Source organism: Shewanella loihica PV-4 (genome assembly GCF_000016065.1).
GTDB lineage: Bacteria > Pseudomonadota > Gammaproteobacteria > Enterobacterales > Shewanellaceae > Shewanella > Shewanella loihica.
The window spans coordinates 2,434,343-2,454,162 of sequence record NC_009092.1 but is presented as its reverse complement, the minus strand read 5'-3'; the positions used below and the strand labels follow the sequence as shown (position 1 = coordinate 2,454,162).

General features: G+C 53.4%; 15 protein-coding genes and 2 tRNA genes. 10 read left to right on the top strand and 7 right to left on the bottom strand.

The features are described 5' to 3' along the window. Positions 1-28: 28 nt before the first annotated feature. Both SHEW_RS10995 and SHEW_RS10990 read left to right on the top strand, forming a co-directional pair. Positions 29-523 (top strand): putative 4-hydroxy-4-methyl-2-oxoglutarate aldolase, encoded by a 495-nt coding sequence (locus SHEW_RS10995; RefSeq protein WP_011865915.1) that lies wholly within the window; start codon positions 29-31, stop codon positions 521-523. 37 nt (positions 524-560) lie between these two features. Beyond that, complete coding sequence (locus SHEW_RS10990; RefSeq protein WP_011865914.1) at positions 561-2,405, top strand: AsmA family protein; 1,845 nt, start codon at positions 561-563, stop codon at positions 2,403-2,405. A 217-nt stretch (positions 2,406-2,622) separates the two neighbouring features. On the opposite strand, the gene SHEW_RS10985 is transcribed toward SHEW_RS10990, so the two are convergent. Together SHEW_RS10985 and gloB are read right to left on the bottom strand one after the other, a co-directional pair. Then, the gene (locus SHEW_RS10985; RefSeq protein WP_011865913.1) at positions 2,623-4,158 is read right to left on the bottom strand and encodes a LysM peptidoglycan-binding domain-containing protein; all 1,536 of its coding nucleotides are present in this window, start codon (positions 4,156-4,158) and stop codon (positions 2,623-2,625) included. Positions 4,159-4,253: 95 nt separating this feature from the next. Then, a complete protein-coding gene (gene gloB / locus SHEW_RS10980; protein WP_011865912.1) occupies positions 4,254-5,036 on the bottom strand; it encodes a hydroxyacylglutathione hydrolase in 783 nt (260 codons plus the stop codon). Positions 5,037-5,173: 137 nt separating this feature from the next. Here gloB and SHEW_RS10975 point away from each other — a divergent pair, with 137 nt between their 5' ends. After that, positions 5,174-5,896 carry a methyltransferase domain-containing protein gene (locus SHEW_RS10975; RefSeq protein WP_011865911.1) on the top strand — a complete coding sequence of 241 codons (723 nt, stop codon included), beginning with the start codon at positions 5,174-5,176 and terminating at the stop codon, positions 5,894-5,896. Between the two features lie 44 nt (positions 5,897-5,940). Here the strand turns inward: SHEW_RS10975 and rnhA are convergent, their stop codons facing one another. Then, positions 5,941-6,417: a ribonuclease HI gene (rnhA, locus tag SHEW_RS10970; protein WP_011865910.1), complete on the bottom strand. Its 477-nt coding sequence runs from the start codon at positions 6,415-6,417 to the stop codon at positions 5,941-5,943. Positions 6,418-6,485: 68 nt separating this feature from the next. On the opposite strand from rnhA, the gene dnaQ reads away from it, so the two are divergent. The 5 genes from dnaQ (at position 6,486) to SHEW_RS10945 (ending at position 11,757) form a co-directional block, all read left to right on the top strand. Further along, positions 6,486-7,214: a DNA polymerase III subunit epsilon gene (dnaQ, locus tag SHEW_RS10965; RefSeq protein ID WP_011865909.1), complete on the top strand. Its 729-nt coding sequence runs from the start codon at positions 6,486-6,488 to the stop codon at positions 7,212-7,214. A gap of 10 nt (positions 7,215-7,224) precedes the next feature. Further along, complete coding sequence (locus SHEW_RS10960; protein ID WP_011865908.1) at positions 7,225-8,547, top strand: TIGR03503 family protein; 1,323 nt, start codon at positions 7,225-7,227, stop codon at positions 8,545-8,547. Positions 8,548-8,664: 117 nt separating this feature from the next. Next, positions 8,665-8,741: transfer RNA gene (locus SHEW_RS10955), tRNA-Asp, on the top strand. Positions 8,742-8,790: 49 nt separating this feature from the next. Next, a tRNA-Asp gene (locus tag SHEW_RS10950) sits at positions 8,791-8,867 on the top strand. Between the two features lie 958 nt (positions 8,868-9,825). Beyond that, complete coding sequence (locus SHEW_RS10945; RefSeq protein ID WP_011865907.1) at positions 9,826-11,757, top strand: cation:proton antiporter; 1,932 nt, start codon at positions 9,826-9,828, stop codon at positions 11,755-11,757. Between the two features lie 106 nt (positions 11,758-11,863). On the opposite strand, the gene fadE is transcribed toward SHEW_RS10945, so the two are convergent. Then, entirely contained in the window at positions 11,864-14,311 is a 2,448-nt protein-coding gene (fadE, locus tag SHEW_RS10940) for an acyl-CoA dehydrogenase FadE (protein WP_011865906.1), read from the bottom strand. 240 nt (positions 14,312-14,551) lie between these two features. On the opposite strand from fadE, the gene SHEW_RS10935 reads away from it, so the two are divergent. Next, complete coding sequence (locus SHEW_RS10935; RefSeq protein WP_011865905.1) at positions 14,552-15,337, top strand: class II glutamine amidotransferase; 786 nt, start codon at positions 14,552-14,554, stop codon at positions 15,335-15,337. A gap of 229 nt (positions 15,338-15,566) precedes the next feature. On the opposite strand, the gene SHEW_RS10930 is transcribed toward SHEW_RS10935, so the two are convergent. The 3 genes from SHEW_RS10930 to SHEW_RS10920 form a co-directional block, all read right to left on the bottom strand. Further along, on the bottom strand, positions 15,567-16,358 hold the full coding sequence (locus SHEW_RS10930) for a DUF3108 domain-containing protein (RefSeq protein ID WP_011865904.1): 792 nt from the start codon (positions 16,356-16,358) through the stop codon (positions 15,567-15,569). Positions 16,359-16,406: 48 nt separating this feature from the next. Then, the gene (locus tag SHEW_RS10925; protein ID WP_041406634.1) at positions 16,407-16,733 is read right to left on the bottom strand and encodes an MGMT family protein; all 327 of its coding nucleotides are present in this window, start codon (positions 16,731-16,733) and stop codon (positions 16,407-16,409) included. Positions 16,734-17,136: 403 nt separating this feature from the next. Further along, a complete protein-coding gene (locus tag SHEW_RS10920; RefSeq protein ID WP_011865902.1) occupies positions 17,137-18,858 on the bottom strand; it encodes an MFS transporter in 1,722 nt (573 codons plus the stop codon). Between the two features lie 179 nt (positions 18,859-19,037). Here SHEW_RS10920 and def point away from each other — a divergent pair, with 179 nt between their 5' ends. Further along, positions 19,038-19,529 carry a peptide deformylase gene (def, locus tag SHEW_RS10915; protein WP_011865901.1) on the top strand — a complete coding sequence of 164 codons (492 nt, stop codon included), beginning with the start codon at positions 19,038-19,040 and terminating at the stop codon, positions 19,527-19,529. Positions 19,530-19,820: the final 291 nt, after the last annotated feature.

The window sequence follows — 19,820 nt, the reverse complement described above, 5'->3', positions numbered from 1 at the left end:
CTTTTCTCAGTTCTGCAGGGAGGCTGCAATGCAAGATCTACTGCCCGATCTCTTTGACCACTATGAGACTCAACTGTCGTTATTGGCGCCCCATTATCGACAATTTGGCCAGAAGCGAATCTTCTGGGGAGAGGTGGTCACGGTGAAGTGTTTCGAAGACAACTCCAAGGTCAAGCAACTGCTGGGACAGCTTGGTGAAGGCAGAGTCCTGGTGGTGGACGGCGGCGGTTCGAATCGGCGCGCCCTGCTTGGCGATATGATTGCCCAGAGTGCGGTGGACAATGGGTGGAGCGGTATAGTGATCAATGGCTATGTGCGTGATGTCGGCGCCTTGGCGCAGATGCCCATTGGAATTCAAGCACTTGGCGCTAACCCCATCAAGACGGATAAACGGGATCTTGGCGATGTTAACGTTACGCTTGAGATAGATCGCGTTATAATAAAGCCAGGTATGATGCTTTATGCCGACGATAATGGCGTTGCCGTATCGTCAGAGCAGTTGGATCTCTCGCAATTGGCCTAACGGGCCAATTGCTCACCCTTACCAGACGGAACCTGTTATGAAATTTGTAAAATGGCTACTCATAGTATTTGCCTCCCTTTTCCTATTATTGATCGCCTATCTCACCCTTATCTTCGATCCCAATGACTTTAAGCCGCAAATTGTCGAGGCGGTGAAGAAGCAAACTGGGCGCGATCTGGTCATTAAGCAAGATCTTAGCTGGACCTTCTTCCCCAGCATAGGCATCGCCCTTGGCGACATCAGCCTGTCGAATCCTGAGGGGTTCAAACATGACACCATGCTTAAGGTCGATGGCATAGTGGCGGAGGTGGCACTGATGCCACTGCTGAGTAAAGAGGTAGAGATCGCCCAGCTGAATTTAGATGGCCTGACCCTAAACTTCGACAGCTACAAGAATGGCCGCAGCAGCATGGATGGTTTGACGTCCACTGGCGAGAAGGCCGATAAGGCTGGCGACAAAACCGGTAGCGATGGGGCCGCTCAGGTCAGCGTGCAGCTGAGCAGCCTGAATATCGGTGGCATCGCCATCACCAACACTCAGGTGAATCTTTATGATGAGGCGACGGGTAAGACCCAGGCACTGACACTTGAATCCTTAACCTTAGGCGAGTTTTCTCTGGGGCAGTTTGCCGATCTTGGTTACAAGTTCTCCATGACTCAGCCTGAGATGAAGGTCAGCAGCCAAGGTAAGGGGCAGATCAAGGTCGATCCTAGTCTTGCGAAAATCGCCATCAAGGATTTTGAGATTGAGAACAGCCTGGAAGGGGATGCCATTCCCAATAAGCGCATGAACATCAATCTCACCACTCAACTCGAGCTGGATAACAATGCCAAGACCATGGCCTTGGTGCTCTCAAGTCTGAATGTCGAGCAGATTAAGGCCCAGGGCAAAATGTCGGTTAATTACGGCGCCAAGGTGCCAGATGTGGTGGCCTCTATGAGCTTTGGCGATGTCGATGTGACGCCATTTATGGCCAAAGATGATGGCACTAAGGGCGAAGATAAGACGGCTAAAGGCGAGGGCACGGCACCTGCCAAGGAGCCTGACCTTAGCGGCATGAAGGCAGTTAACCTCAAGCTGGATCTCGATGCCAAGTCTGTGACTGCCGATAAGATCAAGACAGAGAACTGGTTGATGAAGCTGACCCTGAAAAATGGTGTGCTAGATGTCAGCCAGCTAAGCGCCGAGCTCTATCAGGGTAAACTACTTGCCAGCGCTCAGCTCGATGGTCGTAAACCTGTTGCCAGCTACCGCTTCAACAAGAAGATCTCCGGTATTAAGGTGCGTCCTTTGCTGACCGATGCCGCCGAGGTCGACATGCTGGCCGGTACCACCAACTTCGAGGTGACAGGCAGTGGCTACAGCCTGATCCCGGATAACATCAAGCGTAATCTCGATGCCAAGGGACAGTTTGAGATCGCCGACGGTGCGCTTTATGGGGTAAACATTCCGCAGATGCTGCGTGACGCCAAAGCAAAACTCGGTGGTAACCTGAATGCGGCCTCGAGCGGTGAGAAGAAAACCGACTTCACTAGCCTGACCGGCAGCTTTACCGTGGCCAAAGGGATAGTGAACAACCCGGATCTCAATATGGCATCACCACTTATCCGTTTACAGGGTAAGGGCAATGTGAATCTGCTCTCCGAGGCGATCGATTATGCGCTGAAGACTTCAGTGGTCGGCTCGTTAGAGGGTCAGGGCGGCGCAGAGAAAGATGTGCTCTATGGCATCGAGATCCCCTTTGCCATCGCCGGCACCATCAGCGAGCCTAAGTTCTCCCTCGATACCGCAGCCCTGTTCGATGCCAAGCTGAAAAAGGAAACCGAGAAGGCGACCGACGAGCTAAAAGACAAGCTGTTTAAGAAGCTAGGCGGGCTGTAAGCGAGCTTTGTAACCGATAAACAAGCGCTAACAAAAAAGCACTAATAAAAAAGCGACGCCGAGGCATCGCTTTTTTGTGTGTGGTAATTGCTGCTTAAATTTAAGCTGTCATGAGGGTAAACCTGTCATGAAGGTAAAGCTGTCATGCTTGGTAGTGTGTGAGATTACACCCGAAACTTTAAACCCGGACTTTAACTCCGGTCTTTACATCCGAGATTTACACCCGAGATTTAGTCACATCCACATACAGGGTCAGCTTCTGGCCTGGTTGCAGGTACTTCTTGGTCGAGAGGCTGTTCCACTTCACCAACTGGCTCACGCTGACATTAAACTTAGTGGCTATCTTAGCCAGTGAGTCGCCGGAGCGTACCGTGTAATTCACCGTACGGGTCACCGCCTTGCTGTCGCCCTGTTGCCAGATCACCAGCTTCTGACCGATAGAGAGGGGATCCTTTGGCGCCATACCATTCCACTTGGCAAGCTTGGCAACGCTCACCTTGTGCTGCTTGGCGATCAGCCAGAGTGAGTCGCCAGATTTTACCTTGTAGCTCAGCTTATAGCCGCTGCCGCCGGACTGCCGCTTTTGCAGGCGCTGCTCGGCCGAGAGCAGATATTTTGCCGGATCCTTGGAGGAGACAGGGATCAACAGATGCTTACCTGCGATGATGCGGTTGTTCTTTATGTCATTTACCGCGCGAAGGGCCGACGGTGTAGTGTTAAAACGCTTGGCTATCAGCCCCAGGCTATCGCCGGACTTGATCTTATAGCGCTGCCACTTGAGGCGTTGGTCTTGGTCGCTGGCGGCCAGCTTGGTTTCAAACAGCTCGGCGTGATCCAGGGGGACCACCAGACGATGTGGGCCTTCGGGCGCCGTCGCCCACTGGTTAAAGCCTGGGTTGAGGGAATGTAGCTCGTTGAGCTTCATGCCTGCCATGTCGGCGGCCAGTGCCAGATCGATCTGACTGCCCACCTCGACAACCTTGAGCTGTGGCTCATTAGGAATGGGGTAGAGGGAGATGCCGTAATCATCGGCGTTGGCGATCACATCGGCCAGTGCCAGTAGCTGAGGCACGTAGCGCTCAGTCTCCCGTGGTAAGTCTAGTGCCCAGAAGTCGGTCGCCAGCCCCTTGGCCTCGTTGCGCTTAACTGCGTTGAGCACCCGGCCTTCGCCCGTGTTATAGGCGGCGATGGCGTACAGCCAGTTGTTGTGTGTCTTCTGATAGAGGTACTCCATCATATCCAGCGCGGCAACGGTGGCGGCGGGCACATCGCGGCGACCGTCGTACCACCAGTTCATCTCCAGGCCAAAGTGTTTAGCCATGGGGGCGGTAAACTGCCACAGGCCTGAGGCGGCGCCGTGGGAATAGGCGAAGGGATCGAAGGCGCTCTCGACGATCGGCAGCAGCGCTAACTCTATCGGCAGGTTGCGTTTCTCAATTTCTTCGACGATCAGATACATGAAGGGTTCGGCGCGCTCCGATACCCGGGCCAGGTGCTGGGGATGTTTCAGGTACCAGTTACGGTATTGATTAACCAGTTTCTGATCTGGTACTGGGAGAGTGAGGCCCAGGCGGATACGTTGCCACACATCGGTGATCTGAATTGGCTCAGGCTCGACAGGAGCGATAACTTGAGGCTCGACGACCACGGGCGCTGTGGTGATCGCCGGCGCAGCCGGTTCCGGCTGGGTAAAAGTTTGACAGCCTGTGAGCAGGGAGAGTCCCCCTGCGACCAGGACAATGGGTAAGCGCATCGACAATAATTCCTTACTTTTGGGTCCCTCTCGGCGAGGCGATAACCCTTGGGCCGCCTCGGTGGGGACTTAATTAGCGCGCCATTGTATAGGAATTATAAGAAATTGTCCTTCCATTGACGTAGAAGCGTGAAACTGGTGCCGTCATCTGTCACATCCTGGGCGAAATGGCAACTGAGATTCTGTTTTATGCTTGCCTGCTCAGGGCGCAGGAAAGGGTTGATCTGCTTCTCTAAACCTATGCTGGAGGGCAGACTCGGAAGATTTTGGTCACGAAGCTGTTTAACCTTGGCGGCATGGGCGATGAGGGCCTCATTGTCATTTTCGACAGTCAGAGCAAACGCCAGATTTGCCTGAGTATATTCGTGGGCGGGATAGACGAGGGTAGTTTCATCGAGCTGCGCCAAGGTTTGTAGGGAATGGTGCATCTGAGCTGGGGTGCCCTCAAACAGGCGGCCGCAGCCGGCGCTAAACAGGGTATCGCCGCAGAACAGATGATCGTCAATCAGGTAGGCAATGTGTCCCAAGGTGTGGCCGGGAAGATGAAAAACCGCGGCGTCACTGTCGAGTTTTTCTGGCTTAACAGACTCAGTTTGCCCCGAGATAGGATGATTGATCCCTTTGATGTTTTCGTTATCTGGGCCGTAGACAGTGAGTTTATGGTCATGGCTTGCCTGTAGCTCGGCGATGCCACCTGTGTGATCGCTGTGGTGGTGGGTGATTAAGATGCCATCGAGCACAATTTGATGTTGCTCGAGATAGTCCAGCACCGCCTTGGCATCACCGGGATCGACCACATAATGACCGCCGCTGTCTTTAGCATGAATCAGCCAGATATAGTTGTCGTTGAAGGCGGGGATGGGGGTAACAGTATGCATACTCGTCTCTCATACGGATTGGGTGACACGGATTTAGTTTACTGAGCAAAGCTATTGCGTGTATAGCGCTTTAGGGATTTAATACTAAAATAGTCAAATCATTAGGGAAACCGGAAAAGTGAGTCGCGGAGTGGCCAGTGTCCTTTAATGTGATAAAACCCCAGGCTTGGCAGGAGTTGCCCAACGGCTTGTGGCTGCAAGAGGCCATCGAGGATAAGCTGATGCCCTGGTGGCCCAAGGTGTTTGGCTATCATATGCTCTGCATGGGGCCCCTCAGTCATGCCCTAGAGAAGCCTAATCTGCCTATCGGACGTGAGTTTTCCCTGTGTGAGTCCGCCTTGTGCTGCCTACAGGGAGAGTATTCCCAACTGCCGATTCAGAATGGGGTGATCGATGCCGTGGTCTGTTCCATGTTGCTCGATTTCGAGGCCAATCCCTATAGCGTGCTGCGCGAAACCGACCGGGTGCTTATCTCCGGTGGCTATCTATTTATCATAGGTTTTAACCCTCTGAGCCCGGCTTTCTTCGGTAAGATGCTCCCCAGTCGTCAGGAAAAGCTCCCCTGGAGCGGCCGTTTCTTTACCCCCGCCAGGGTCAAGGACTGGCTCGGCCTGCTGGGCTATCAGGTGGTGGGTGATGAGCGTCTGGTTTACCATCATCTGCTCAGTGAGATTCGCGGCGACTCCATCTGGCAACATGCGCTGCAGGCCTGGCTGCCAGGCAGTGGCAGCGTCTATATTCTGGTGGCTCGCAAGTTAGACTCGCCCATGACGCCTATCCTGGACAGACAGAAGGTGCGTCAGCCTAAATGGTCTACCGCGCCGACAGCCGGTAGGGTCAAGCAGTTTAAGCTTAAGTAATGAGGCGTTAATTAGTTAGGTGTTAATTAATTAGGTGTTAAGCGCTAGCCTTTTGCCTGATAGCCTGTATCTACCTCACTCGGGCCAGCCTCGGCGGCTTCTCGCGCCAGGGTATCGCAGCGCTCATTTTCGATATGACCCGCGTGGCCCTTTACCCAGCGCCAGTCTATCTTATGTGTACTGGTGGCGGCATCCAGGCGCTGCCAGAGGTCGACATTCTTAACAGGTTCCTTAGCGGCGGTGAGCCAACCGCGCTTCTTCCAGCCATGGATCCACTGGGTGATCCCCTGGCGCATATATTGGCTGTCGCTGGTGAGAATGATCTGACAGGGCTCCTTGAGCGCCTCCAGCGCCATGATCGGGGCCAGGAGCTCCATGCGGTTGTTGGTGGTTAAGGCAAAACCGCCGCTGAGTTCCTTCACGTGGGCCTTATATTTCATCACCACGCCATAGCCGCCGGGACCCGGATTGCCCAGGCAAGAACCATCGGTAAAGATTAAGAGTTGTTTCAGTCCGTGCATCAAGTTGCTACCATAGCCAAATAGGACTGCAGTATACCCAATATTTTTTTGTAAAAGCGTGTAATTATATGAATATTATCTCCAATGCTAAGCGCCAAGTAATTCTCGATACCGAAACCACGGGTATGAACCAAGGGGCCGGTGCCGTCTATTTTGGCCATCGTATTATCGAGATAGGCTGTGTCGAGGTGATTAACCGTAAGCTGACCGGCCGCCATTTTCACGAATATATCAATCCGATGCAGGCGATCGACGAAGAGGCGATCACGGTGCACGGTATCACCAACGAGTTTGTGGCCGATAAGCCTGTGTTTGCCCAGATAGCGCCTGCCTTCCTCGAGTTTATCGACGGCGCCGAGATTGTGGCCCATAACGCGAACTTCGACGTGAGCTTCATGGACCATGAGTTTTCGCTGCTTACCCCCAGAGGACCCAAGACCACAGATATCTGTCAGGTGTTGGATTCGCTGGAGATCGCCAAGTTTCTTCACCCAGGTCAGAAGAATAACCTGGACGCCCTGTGTAAGCGCTACGGCATAGATAACTCACGCCGCGAACTCCACGGCGCATTGTTGGATGCCGAGATCCTGGCCGATGTTTATCTCATCATGACGGGGGGGCAGACCAAGTTTGAACTCTCAAATGAGAAGCCGGGGCAGGAGAGCGGTGGCATCATACGTCTCGCAAATAATCGTCCAAGCCTTAAAGTGATCGGCGCATCGGCCGATGAACTGAATATGCATGAGCAAAGATTAGATTTAGTCGAAAAATCAGGACAATGTATTTGGCGAGGATAAACGTCATCCTATGAGAAATTGGCTGCTACGTGCGATTTTCACCTCAGGATTATTGCTGCTTACTTTGAATGCCACGGCCCAGGTCGTGCCATCATCCCAGGCGAGCGAGCTTAAAAACCGTTTCAGGATCGATCATATGGTCGATGAGCTGACCCTGTTTGTGCAGCGCGACTATGGCAGCGCGCCTGTGATCATCGTGCTGCCCGACGGCAGCAAGTGGTATGTCTCGCGCCATCCAGAGTCGGTGCAGTGGGTCGATGGCTTAAGCGGCGACATCATCACCATCAAATCTCCCATGCCTGGGCCTTGGCAGCTGCTGGGTAAGGTCGCTAAGGGCTCTAAAATCGATAAGGTCTCCAAGCTTGGGATCGAGGTCGACCCCATGCCACAGCCGCTCTATCAGGGTGAGCGAATCAAGGTAACCGCCAAGCTGTTAGGTGACGAGCAGCGCATGCGCATGCCTGGACTGGACTATTTGGTGGACTGGACGGCGAAGTTTATCAGTGAGCACAGACCCGGGGACGAGAACTTTGCGGCCGGTACCCTAATCGTCGGCAGCTATAAGGATAACGGCGAAGGTTTGGATGGCGCCCCCGACGATGGCATCTTTACCGCCGATATCAACCTCAATCAGCCCTGGGGCCACTATCGTTTTCTGGTCAGCGCCAAGAACAATACCTTTAGCCGCGAGGTTGGTGGCGACATCGTCTTGCTGCCTATGCCGGTTTCCCTCTCCGTCATCGCCCCAGAGGATCACCTCAAAGGCCGCTGGCAGGTGGAGGTGATTGTCGATGATGAGCAGTTGCAGCTGGCAAACACCCATTTCGAATTTGAATTAGTCGGTCCCGCCGGGCTGCAGCTGACCTTGCCGGTGCAAAGCGTTACCGACAAGCGTATGCAGCTGACCTTGCCTCAGGTATCCGAGTTCGGCAGTTATCGCATCAAGGGGATTGCCGCGGCCACCTCTGTCTCCGGGCGCGAGGTACTGCTCACTCTGCCAGAGAAGTTCTTTAATCTGGTGCCACCACCCGAGCCACCGCCAACGGCTGAAGAGCTGGCGGCCATCGCGGCCAAGAAGGCGGCTATAGCCGAGGCCAAGGCAAAAGATGATGCCATGTTCTGGATAGTTACCGTAAACCTTAGCCTTTTGGTCTTGGGCACGCTGGCACTATTGGTGTGGCGCAAGCGACAAAATCTTAAGCAGGCGCTGGCGGTGACCGCGGCGCGCCTCGAAGAGGAGCGGGCTAAGGAGATAGGACCGACTTTGGATGAGATCGACCTGACCATGCCGGAAGAGGACGATCTAAAAGGCGCCGAGCCGGAGAAAAGCTAGCCGCTTTTATTGAATAATCTGGCTTGGTTGGCGAATTTTTAACTGATTAGTTTGTTTCAGGAAAAAAGTTATTGACGGGACTAGGTGGCCTAAGTATTATCCTTCGCAACTTGATGTGGAGCGGTAGTTCAGTTGGTTAGAATACCGGCCTGTCACGCCGGGGGTCGCGGGTTCGAGTCCCGTCCGCTCCGCCAGTCAAGTACCTAATTTTGATAAAATGCCAAGGCGTTTTATCCGAGTTTAGGAGCGGTAGTTCAGTTGGTTAGAATACCGGCCTGTCACGCCGGGGGTCGCGGGTTCGAGTCCCGTCCGCTCCGCCAACTACATCGAAGCCTCGTCAGTAATGACGGGGCTTTTTTGTATCTGTTTTTCTTTAATTTGCATAAGTCCCATATTGCCAGGGTTTTAGGATAAGAGCTGTAGTTCAGTTGGTTAGCGCTTTTGAAAGCATGGCGGCCTGTCACGCCGGGGGTCGCGGGTTCGAGTCCCGTCCGCTCCGCCAACTACATCGAAGCCTCGTCAGCAATGACGGGGCTTTTTTGTATCTGTTTTTCTTTAATTTGCATAAGTCCCATATTGCCAGGGTTTTAGGGTAGGCGCGGTAGTTCAGTTGGTTAGCTCTTTTGAAAGCATGGCGGCCTGTTACGACGGTGACGAGGGCTTAAGTACCGTTTGCTCCGCCAACTACATAGAAGCCCCGTCAGCAATGACGGGGCTTTTTTGTATCTGTTTTTCTTTGATTTACATAAGTCCCATATTGCCAGGGTTTTAGGGTAGGCGCGGTAGTTCAGTTGGTTAGCGCTTTTGAAAGCATGGCGGGCTGTTACGACGGTGACGAGGGCTTAAGTCCCGTTTGCTCCGCCAACAACATTTAAGCCTCGTCAGCAATGACGGGGCTTTTTTGTATCTGTTTTCCTTTGTGATGAATTCAGTCGAAGATAAAAGAACTCTAGGGTGGGCGCGGTAGCTCAGTTGGTTAGCTCTTTTGAAACCATGGCGGCATGTCATACCGGAGAGCGCAATTTCGAGTCCTGTCCAACTCTCCGACAAGATTTAGGCCTCAATGGTGAAGGGACTATCAATCTTTCCAATATCTTGTTTCCGTAACGAGCAGACTCTCCAAACTGCCTTTTCGCTTCTAGTTGTCCTATACATTTGAGCTGACAGTGTTATCTTGCAAGCAAAGGGAAAGTAGGCGTGCTATTTAGTTGCCCGTCTTGGCTATACTCATGCTAGTTACTGGGGCGAGTCAGCCTTAGCGCATTAAGGATAAAAATAATGGTAGAAAAGATCACGGCCATGTTGGGGTTAGTGGGGATCTTGTCAATCGTGTGTCAGTGGCTTGGTTGGCGGCTGCGACTGCCGGCGATTCTCCCCTTGCTGCTCTGTGGTCTGTTGGTGGGGCCGGTTTTTAATTTGCTGGATCCCGATGCCATTTTTGGCGATCTGCTATTTCCTGTGATCTCACTCGGGGTGGCGGTGATCCTGTTTGAGGGCGCGCTCACGCTCAATTTCTCCGAGATCCGCGAACATGGCCGCATGGTGACCCATCTGGTGTCGCTCGGCACCTTAGTCACCTGGATCTGTATCGGTGTAGCGACGCACTTCATCATGGGGTTCTCTTGGGAGCTGGCCATGTTGTTTGGCGCGCTGGTGGTGGTGACCGGCCCAACGGTGATCGTGCCTATGCTGCGCAGCATCAAACCCAAATCCCAATTGGCCAGTATTTTGCGCTGGGAAGGGATAGTGATCGACCCCATAGGCGCCTTGCTGGCCGTCTTAGTATTTGAATATCTAACTGTGGCCGCGGAGCCCGCCAGTCATGTGTTGCTGTCGCTGTTTTCCATGCTGGGTGTAGGCCTGGGGCTTGGCGTCCTGTTTGGTTACGGCATAGGGGTGATGCTGCGCCGCGCCTGGGTGCCGCATTATCTTAAGAATACCGCTGTGCTCACCATCATGCTGGGGGCATTCGTGGCGTCTAACCTGCTGCAGGAAGAGTCTGGCCTGCTTACCGTGACCGTGATGGGGATCTGGCTGGCGAACATGCGCGGCGTGGATATTGGTGAGATCATCGAATTTAAGGAGACGCTCACCGTACTCTTCATCTCGGGCCTATTTATTCTGTTGGCGGCCAGGTTGGACTCTACCGCGCTAATGCAACTGGGATGGCAGGGACTGGCGCTTTTGCTGGTGGTGATGTTTATCGCCAGACCCTTAAGTGTCTGGTGCTGCGCCGTGGGTACCTCGCTGCCTCGCGCCGATAAATGGTTTCTCAGCTGGGTGGCCCCGCGGGGGATAGTCGCGGCGGCGGTGTCTTCGCTGTTTGCCATCAAACTTGAGCGCCTCGAGGTGGCGGGTGCCGACAAGATAGTGCCGCTGGTGTTTTTGATCATCATAGGTACAGTGGTGTCTCAGAGCCTCACGGCCGGGGCCTGGGCTCGTTTCTTAGGGGTTAAGGCGGGTTCCGCTCAGGGGCTGCTGATTTTTGGCGCCTCTAAGTTCGCCAGGGAGCTGGCTAAGGTACTACTCCAGAAGAATGTGTCTGTGGTCTTGGCAGATAACAACTGGGATAATATACGTCTATCGCGGATGGATAATATTCCCGTGTATTTTGGTAACCCGGCCTCAGAGCATGCCGATAACGCGCTGGATATGACGGGATTGGGCCGCCTACTGGTCTTGTCTCCCTATCGTCAGCTCAATCCGCTGGTGACTTTTCATTTTCAAGATATTCTCGGCAAGAATAAGGTGTTTGGCCTGGGAAGCGGTGAGGGTAACAGCGCCCGCCATCAGTTGTCCGAGTCCTATTTGGAGCGTCTATGCCTGTTTGGTGACAATGTTACTTATGCAAGGCTCGCCAGCACCATCGCCAAGGGTGGTAAGATCAAGAGTACCAGCCTGACGGAGAACTTTAGCTTCGCCGATTTTAAGCAGCGTTACGGTGAAGGCGCCTTGCCGCTCATCTATCTGCAAGAGGGTAAGGTGAAGCTTATCATCCAGGCGGTGGATGACTTACCTGTGGGCATAGAGCTTATCAGCTTGTTATCCGAGGAGGCGCTCAATGAGGCGTTGCTGGCCGATGAGAAGAAGGCGGCAGCGTCCCTTGAAGACGGTGAATGTGTGCCTTCTACGTCAGTTGATGGGAGTCAGGAGAGTAAAGGCAGTCAGGTGCCATCAGCTGTGACGGCAGACGAGAAAGCGGCAGGTTAATGTTTTAGCGTTAATCTTTACCTTTGAATAATTGTGTTGGCAGTTTTAGGAGATAAAAAAGGAGGCGATTGCCTCCTTTTTTTACGGATCAGTTATTGCCTCGAGTTCAGGCGGCCTGATGTTGTGTCTCATCGTCTAGCGTCTGGGCTCTGAGCTCGGCTGGGTCGAAGTCATCGACATTGATTGACTTCATGCGGCCAATTTCGGCGCGCTCGAGCAGTGCTACTTCCTCATCGCTCAAGATCCCCAGTGCCTTACCCTCTGCGGCTAGCTTATCCAGCCACATGAAGGGGTGGCGTTTACCGGTTGCCTTGCAGATCTTATCGTGCAGCGGTTCACAGGCCAGAATGTCTTTAAAGGTCTGCTCCTGAATACCGACGGCGTTGAATGGAGACGGTGTCCAGAACTGGCCTTTACCCAGGCGATCACGGCTGGCACAAGGGGTTTGCATGATCTTAGCCACCTTATGATCCAGCACATCGCTTGGACGCTTAAGTGGACGACCAAATGGGAAGAGGATGACTCTTAGCACGCGGCCCAGTCCCATCGGGAAGTTGTTGAGCAGATCGTCCAGCGAGTCTTGCAACTTGTAGAGGGCATCTTCAACCGCCCACTGTACCAGCACAAGATCTTCACTCTGACGGCCTTCGTCCTGATAGCGCTTCAGGGTCGCCGAGGCCAAATACAATTGACTTAGCAGATCGCCAAGACGGGCGGAGACGCGCTCTTTACGCTTGAGGCCGCCACCAAGGGTTGCCATGGCCAGATCCGATAGCAGGGCCAGGTTGGCACTGAAGCGGTTCATGTGCTGATAGTAACGCTTAGTCTTGTCCTTGTACGGGCTGTTTGAGAAGTAGCTCGAGGTCAAGCCCAGCCAGAAGCTACGCACCAGGTTGCTGGTGGTGAAGCCGATATGGCCGAACAGGGCTGAGTCGAAGTCATTCAGTGACTTGTGCATGTCAGGATCAAACGCCGCTTCCATTTCGGCCAGTACGTAGGGATGGCAACGGATCGCCCCTTGACCATAGATGATCATAGAGCGGGTCAGAATGTTAGCCCCTTCAACGGTAATGGCGATAGGCGCCGCCTGATAGCCTCGGCCCAGGTAGTTGTTCTCGCCCAGACACACGCCCTTACCACCGTGAATGTCCATGGCGTCAATGACGCATTTCTGCATTCTGTCGGTCAGGTGATACTTAACGATGGCCGAGATCACCGAAGGCTTCTCGCCAAGATCGATACCTGTGGTGGTCAGGGTTGTGACCGCATCCATCAGATAGGCGTTGCCGCCAATGCGTGCCATTGGCTCTTCGATCCCTTCTAGCTTACCGATAGGTAGCTTGAACTGACGACGAATGCGGGCGTAGGCGCCTGTGGCCACCGCCGCGGTTTTGATTCCGCCGGCTGAGTTAGAAGGTAGTGTGATGCCGCGTCCAACAGAGAGACATTCGACCAGCATGCGCCAGCCCTGACCGGCCATCTCTGGACCACCTATGATAAAGTCTAGTGGAACGAACACTTCGTTACCGCGTGTCGGACCATTTTGGAACATACAGTTCAGCGGGAAGTGACGGCGACCGGTTTCGACGCCGGGCACATCCGTTGGGATCAGGGCACAGGTGATGCCCAGCTCTTCCTTGTCACCCAGCAGTTTGTCGGGATCTTGCAGCTTAAACGCCAGACCCAGCACGGTCGCAACCGGCGCCAGGGTGATATAGCGTTTGTTCCAGGTCAGTTTCATCCCCAGCACTTCTTCGCCTTGCCATTGGCCTTTACAGACGATACCAAAGTCAGGGATGGCGCCGGCATCCGAACCCGCTTCAGGGCTGGTGAGGGCGAAACAGGGAACTTCCAGGCCTTTGGCCAGGCGAGGCAGATAATGATCTTGCTGCGCCGGGGTACCATAGTGTTGTAGCAACTCGCCGGGACCGAGAGAGTTAGGCACGCCAACCGTTGAGGCCAGCTCGCTAGAGACGCCCGCCAGCTTTTGCAGTACGCGAGACTGGGCATAGGCAGAGAATTCCAGGCCGCCGTACTTCTTCTTGATGATCATGGCGAAGAAGCCGTTGTCTTTGAGGTATTGCCAGATAGACTCTGGCAGATCGCCGAGCTGATGAGAAACCTGATGCTGGTTGAGCATCTTACACACTTCCTCAACCGGTCCCTCGATAAAGGCCTGCTCTTCGGCGGTCAGACGGGCGACAGGGTAGTTATGCAGCTTCTTCCAGTTAGGCTTACCGGCAAAGAGATCCGCTTCCCACCAAGTGGTACCGGCTTCGATCGCTTCTTTTTCGGTGGAAGACATCTCCGGCATGATCCCTTTATAGAGTTTCAGCAGCGGACGAGTGATCACGCTTTTTCTGAAGGCGCCTATGTTAAGCGGTAGGGTGATGGCCAGAAAGACCAGCCAGGCAAGGGGGGAAATGCTCGCAGTTGCTGTACCCAGTGCCATCACGATAGCCGCGATGATGGTCGAGGTCAGCAGGGATACTCTAAGGTAGGCTAAGGCGCCTAACGCAAAGAGCATCACAAAAATCCAAAGTAAGCTAGTCACGGTAATTCTCCTTCAATAGCGACCGAAAGCTGCTCTATGTCAGCATTTTTTATATGACCATAATCACAATTATAGATGCTGGTCAGACCTGTGTCGCATAAAATCTAACCCTATGGCGGGTTTTATACAAGTATTTTTCAAACAATTGTTTAACTTTTTTGTTGAGGTGAGGATTCCACAAATTGGGTCAAGTCGTTAGAATTAAATAAGATAAGCAATTTAGAGTTAAGGTGTCTGTTTATGTGTGAGTTGCTGGCCATGAGTGCCAATGTGCCCACGGATATCGTGTTTAGTTTTACCGGGCTGGCAGAGCGTGGTGGCGTTACAGGTCCCCATGTGGATGGTTGGGGGATCACCTTCTATGAAGGTAAGGGCAGCCGCACCTTCAAGGATGCCTGCCCCAGCAGCGAGTCTCATGTGGCGCAGTTGATCAAATCTTACCCCATCAAGAGTGAAGTGGTGGTCAGTCATATCCGCCAGGCCAATCGCGGCTGCGTATCACTGGAAAATACCCATCCCTTTACCCGTGAGTTATGGGGACGCTACTGGACCTATGCCCATAATGGTCAGCTCAGCGATTATCAGCAAAAATTTGCGGTGCGCCGTTATCAGCCTGTGGGTGACACCGACAGCGAACTGGCGTTTTGCTGGATTTTAGAGAAGGTGGTGGAGCGCTTCGGCGATCAGGCGCCGGCGGATCTGCTGCCCGTTTATAGGTTTATCGCCACCTTGGCCGATGAGATCCGCGCCCTTGGGGTGTTTAACATGATCTTGAGCGACGGCGAACACCTGATGAGCTATTGCAGCAATAACTTGTGCCACATTACCCGCCGGGCCCCCTTTGGTAAGGCCAAGCTTATCGATACCGACGTGGTGATCGATTTCGACAAGGAGACCACGCCCAACGATATCGTCACCGTGATCGCGACCAGGCCGCTGACCGATAACGAAGACTGGCATATTCTGAAGCCCGGAGAGTGGAAACTGTTCGCCCGGGGCGAGCTAGTTTTAACTCAAGAAGGCTGAAGCCAAGAGAGCTGAAGTCAAGAGAGCAGAAGCCAAGCGAGCTAAAGTCAATAGAGCTGAAGCCAAGCGAGCTTAGGTTAAAAGGCTTAAGTCAAGCAAACGGTTAGTTGTAAACTGTGGAGAAAGAGAAGGGGCCTAAGGCCCCTTTTTATGCTGATGTTGGTAACGCTAATCTTCTGTGCAGAATGTGCGAGTTATTCAGACAATAAACTAAATCTATTGCCGACTTTTACGGCTGAGATTGGTTTTGTCTGTCTACGAGGGCCTTGGCCTGTTCACCTGTCTGTTGATTCGCCTGTTTATTGGTCTGCTCGCTGGTTTGTGCCATGGTCGGCTCGCTGTACTGATAATTAAGCAGGGTGATATCCAGCTGCTTGCTGCCTTTCTCGAAGTGGGTGAGCCTGACGGGCAGATAGCCGAGCTCGGGTGACATCCAGAAAAAGGTTTGGCGTTTGTCGTTGTCCCGCACCACCTCTATCTTGACCGTCTCATAGGTGCCGCTGGAGATCACCATGCGCTCCTTACCGACCACCTTAAAGTCATACTCATCGATCTCGCCGCTCTTGAGCATCTTGTAGTGCAGCTTATTGCTGCCCTTCATGATATCTAGCCTAAACTGCAACTGAACCATCAAGGGGTCGAAGAGATCCGGGGTATAGGGAAACTTTGCCCGCTCATCCTTGTAGCGGCTGTGCACCAGTTTCTGATCCAGCACATAGGCGGATTGCTCTTGATAGTCGGAGCCGGTGCCGCTGCGGTTATGGGTGAAACGCATGGGAATAAGCTGCTCACCCTCCTTGCTGAAGGTGCTGATGACGGTGCGTTTATCCCACAGCATCAAGAGGCTGACGTCGCTGTCGAAACGATATTGGTACAAGTTGCCCTGAGGTGCCGGCAGTTGATAGCGCGCCTTACCCAACTCTATGCTGCCGTAGTTCACCTGATACTCGGCCGTGTGGGGGGTCAAGGGGTATTCATCGGCCTGTGCGGTAAGGGCAATGGCACAGAAAGATGAAATCATGAATGCGGATTTGAATATCGACAAGGCCTTCTCCCGGGTAACTAAAGGTTAAAAGGGTAATGCAAACACTAGGGTCGCCAGATCCGGCTGCCACTCATACTTGGACAGCTTAACCCTACCTCGGTTCACTTCTATCGCTTCACTTCTTAATCTCTGCATCTGCTCGATAAAATAGGGACTGGTCTCGGGAAAGGCTATTTTGCCTTGGCTGTTGATCACCCTATGCCAGGGAAGCTCCAATGTATCGGGCGCCATCTTGAGGGCGCGGGAGACGTAGCGTGCCCGTCCGGGCAGCCCCGCGAGATCGGCTATCTTGCCATAGGAGCTGACCTTCCCCTCGGGGATCAGGGCAATCACATGCCATATCTTGGCCATGGGTGATAACTGTGTCTGATCCACGCGTTCTCCGTTTTGGCCCTAAGGCCTCTGCATATTAGGTTAGTGATCTATTGCTTAAGCCCAGAGTGCTTAACTCAATGCGTTTAACTTAAGCACGCCTCTGTCCGGCTTAAGGCTATGTTCTGATAGTAAACCAGATTTTTTATAATTTCTAAGGTTAAAGGCGGAGTTAATCTATCCGAGAGCCTGAACGGTGAGAGCCGCGAAATGGGCGAGAGCGGCGAAATGGTTGAGAGAGAGGAAATGGGTAGGAGAGATGAAGAAGCCGCGGCTATGGGTTTTCAGAGGGAAAGAACAGACAGGTTCTTGTCGCTTGGCCTATCTGTTCAACTATCTGCTCGCTTGTCTGTTCGCTTATCTGTGTGACGTGGTGGTTTCGCTAGCCTTGCGCGCCTAAGGCGGTTGGCTGCGCCTGTGATAATGTCTGTTTGGCACCAAAGCGGTGAAACAGTACCAGGCCTATGGCGGCCAGCAGGCCGAAGCCGCCTATGATGTACCACATCAGGGCAGGCTGCTCGGCGCCCTTAGCCACTTCGGCGTAGAGGTAACCCGATAGCGGGCCCGCCAACAGGAAGCCGATGGCCGATGAGACAAAATAGTAGCCCATAAACATCGCCTTCTTATCCTGGGGCGCAAAGCTGGCCACATATTCCTGGCTCTTAGGGGACGCCACCATCTCGCCGATAGAGAAGACTAAGATAGAGGTGAGCACCATGGCGCCGCCCATGAGTATGCCGTGGGCCAGTCCACCCAGCGCCGTACCCAGTGCCAGGATGAGGGTGCCGGCCACCAATACAGGTAGCGGACTGAAGCGCTCGGCAATGCGGCTTACCATCACCTGCATCAGCACGATAGAGAGGAAGTTCAAGCCGATAAGGTACTCGGGGTTAACCTGACGATACTGCTGGGCGAACTGCTGGCTGTATTGACTGGCCAGCTCTGGGCTTTGTGCGATTGCGCCAAGGGCTGCGCCCAGCTCCTCCCTTGGGATCATTACTTTGGCATGCACCAAGTCGAAGTAGACCTCTGACAGGCTCAGGCTTCCTGCTGTGTAGGCTTTTGCCGCGCTCAGTAGCTCGTCGCTGAGTAGAGTGATATCCACGGGGGCGAAGAAGTCGAGCAGCCCGGGCCAGGGGGCGAGCATGGCAACCAGATCTGAGGTATCGACAAAGTCTCGGATATAGATGGGCAGAGTGATAAAGATCTGCTGGTAGACCATCCAGAAACCGGAGAGGATAAGCAGGTAGATCACGAAGGGCTTGTTGCCCAGGGCGATCTTCTGCCTATACCAGGGCAGTTGCTTGTCTGACTTGGCCAGCGTGTTCCAGAGAAAATGCAGACTAAACCACACCAGATAGATGGTGAGGCACTGCTCGCCACTGATCCACTTGGCGCCGTAGGAGAGCAGGATCACTAAGGTGCCGAAAAACAGCAGGGCGAAACGGGCGTTGCCCAGCACCTCTTGGATGTCTCTCAACACCTGAGACAGCGGCTTGCCCCGCTGCTGGTGGAGATCCGTCGGCTCGCGATAGAAGAAGGTTGCCGGTATGAAGTTAATGCCTATCCAGATCGCCGACATGATGAAGACCCAGTCCCAGCTGATGGCGCGGACATAACCTGCGATGAAGGGGCCGAGGAAGCCGCCCACATTGACCATCATATAGAAGATGCCAAAACCCAGGCCGCGGTTGGTGTGATCTGTTGTGCGTGCCACAGTGCCCGTCACCACAGGTTTAAAGCAGGCCGCGCCTATGGCGACCCCCATGAAGGCGATGAAGAAGCCGCTAAAGCTGCTCACCTGACCCAGGAGGAAATAGCTGGGGCACATGATGGCGTAGGCGATAAGAAACATTTTACGGTAGCCATAGCGATCGGCCAGGGCGCCGGTAAGCACAGGAAACAGGTAGAGAAAGAAGGGGATCATTCCCTGCAGCAGGCCTCGCTCCTGTTCGCTAAAGCCTAAGCCCCCCTGGTGAGCAGGAGAGGTCATGTAGAGGGAGGAGAGGGTAAAGAAGCCATACCAAGCGAGACGCTCGAAGATCTCCATGGTATTGGCCACATAAAAGGTACTGGGCAGAGGGGTACGTACAGGGGTCGTCACTATTATTCTCGTATATTGTATGCATTTGTCTGGTCATGCTATCGACTTGAGCGATGAAATACAAGTCGCCGGCAAGGCTTGGCCTGAAGGGAAAACCCGATTGCGGTTGCCTTTAATGTGATTTAGGTCATAATGGCGCCACTTTATATGCCTAATTTGATTAACCAGAACCTGAGACTATGCCTGTACTCGATATATTGACCATTCCCGATGAGCGCCTGAAACGTAAGGCCAAGCCCGTAGAAGACATTGCCGCCGTGCAAGGTTTTATCGATGATCTGATTGAAACCATGTATCACACAGACGATGGCATTGGGCTCGCCGCTACCCAGGTGGGCAGCGAACACGCCATCTTAGTGATTGATCTGTCTGAGGATCGCGATCAGCCCATGGTGGTGATCAACCCAGAATTCGTCGAGCGTTCGGGCGAGATCGTCGGCGAGGAGGGATGTCTCTCAATTCCTGGCTACCGCGCCAAGGTGACACGTTTCGAGAAGGTGAAGGTCAAGGCGCTTAACCGTGAGGGTGAGGCCTTTGAGATCGAGAGCGATGACTTCCTGGCAATCGTCCTGCAACATGAGATGGATCATCTTGATGGCAAGGTCTTTATCGAGCATCTGTCGCCCCTCAAGCAGCAGATAGCACTCAAGAAGGTAAAGAAATATCGCTAATCTATACTGCTAATCAATAGCGATAATCGATAACCAATCAAACCACCCTAGGGTGGTTTTTTTGTGCCTGTCTGCCGCTTACCGACTCGATGCTTTGAGGTGATTTTCCACTCCAATCTCAGGTTTCTCTGCTTGCGATCTGTCAATTTATAAATATACTGTATTTATATACAGTGTTTGTGTGATATTTCTGTTGAGTGTTGCTCGGACGTCAGGCATGGCGATAGCTTAAGTTAGGTCTAAGCCTATAGTCCGATTTCCGAGGGGGCGCTTAACCGAATCGAATGAGAG